This is a genomic window from Lysobacter enzymogenes, assembly GCF_017168095.1.
GTDB classification, from domain to species: domain Bacteria; phylum Pseudomonadota; class Gammaproteobacteria; order Xanthomonadales; family Xanthomonadaceae; genus Lysobacter; species Lysobacter enzymogenes_D.
In genome coordinates this window covers 1-1,350 of sequence record NZ_LXSD01000479.1, presented here as the reverse complement: position 1 = coordinate 1,350, position 1,350 = coordinate 1, and the positions used below count along the sequence as shown (strand labels likewise).

Here is a 1,350-nt window from a genome sequence, read left to right as displayed (position 1 = left end):
CCGGCGCGCTGCGCCTGGTGCCCGGACCTGATCGGCTGCCGGGTGCCGGCGCCGGTCGCGGCGCCGGTGCGCACGTCGCGGTGCGAGGCGCGCAGCGGGCGCCGCATCGTCGCGGTATGAATGCGCGTCGAGAACCGCCGAAGCCCCTGTAGGAGCGGCGCGAGCCGCGACTGCGACAACGCAGCTACGCCGAAACTTGCGTCATAGTTGCGTTGTCGCGGTCGCGGCTTGCGCCGCTCCTACAGTAGGGAAGGCGACCGCGCGAGTCCTTGCGGCGCCGTTTCAGTCGGCCGGTGGCGAATAAGTCACCTCGACGATCGCGAACCGCGCCGGCCCGCCCGGCAGCACCGCCTCGAACTCGTCGTCGACCCGGCGCTTGAGCATGGCCCGGGCCAGCGGCGAATCGATGCTGATGTGGCCGAGCCGGGCGTCGGTCTCGTCCGGGCCGACGATGCGATAGCGCGCGAGCTCGCCGCTGGCGACGTCCTCGACCTCGACCCAGGCGCCGAAGAACACCGATTGCGGATCGCTGGGGATGGACTCGATCACCCGCAGCAGCGGCAGGCGCTTGCTGAGGTAGCGCACGCGCCGGTCGATCTCGGCCAGTTGCTTCTTGCGGTAGGTGTATTCCGCGTTCTCGGAGCGGTCGCCTTCGGCCGCGGCCGCGGCCAGCGCCTTGACCACTTCCGGGCGGCGCAGCCGCCACAGCTCGTCGAGCTCGTGCTTCAGGCGCGCGTGGCCCTCGCGGGTGATCAGCGCGGTGCTGTGTTCGGCGGGCGGGCGCCAACGGCCCATGGCGGCGGTACTCGCGGCAGCGGGGCCGACGTTATCGCAGAGCGCGCGGCGCGGTTCAAGCGTAAATCGGTTTACCCCCTGTAGGAGCGGCGCAAGCCGCGACTGCGACACCGCGCTTACGTCGTATCTGCGGTGTCGCAGTCGCGGCTCGCGCCGCTCCTACAGGGAGATACGCATCGGCGATTACTGCCCAGCGGCGCGCTTGAGGCTGTAGTCGAGCTGCGAGTCGATCTTCTTGCCCTCGGTGTCGAGCATGCGGATCTCGTCCTTGGACACGATCTCGAACAGGCGGTCGTTCTCGCTCTTGCTGTTCGGGTCCAGGCGCACGCGCTTGCCGTTGTCTTCTGCGGTCCAGGTGCCGTCGCCCTTGAACGCGCCGTCCTTCTTGCCCTGGTAGCTCTCGTCCAGGGCGTAGCTGCCGTCGGCCTTGAGCGCGAGCTGGGTGTCGATGCCGCTGCAGTCGGCGCAGGGCAGGGTGCCGCGGAAGGTGCCGGCGAAGGCGGCGGCGTCGAACGCGGCGGGCGCGGCTTCGGCGGCGGGGGCCGGCGCGGGTGC

General features: G+C 70.7%; 2 protein-coding genes. Both read right to left on the bottom strand.

All coding sequences use genetic code 11. The features are described 5' to 3' along the window. Positions 1 to 282: 282 nt before the first annotated feature. Positions 283 to 795, bottom strand: coding sequence for a transcription elongation factor GreB (greB, locus tag A7A76_RS20025; RefSeq protein WP_206412954.1), 513 nt, complete (start codon positions 793 to 795; stop codon positions 283 to 285). 183 nt (positions 796 to 978) lie between these two features. Next, on the bottom strand, positions 979 to 1,350 hold a 372-nt coding region (locus tag A7A76_RS20020; RefSeq protein WP_206412952.1), incomplete at its 5' end, for a copper resistance protein NlpE.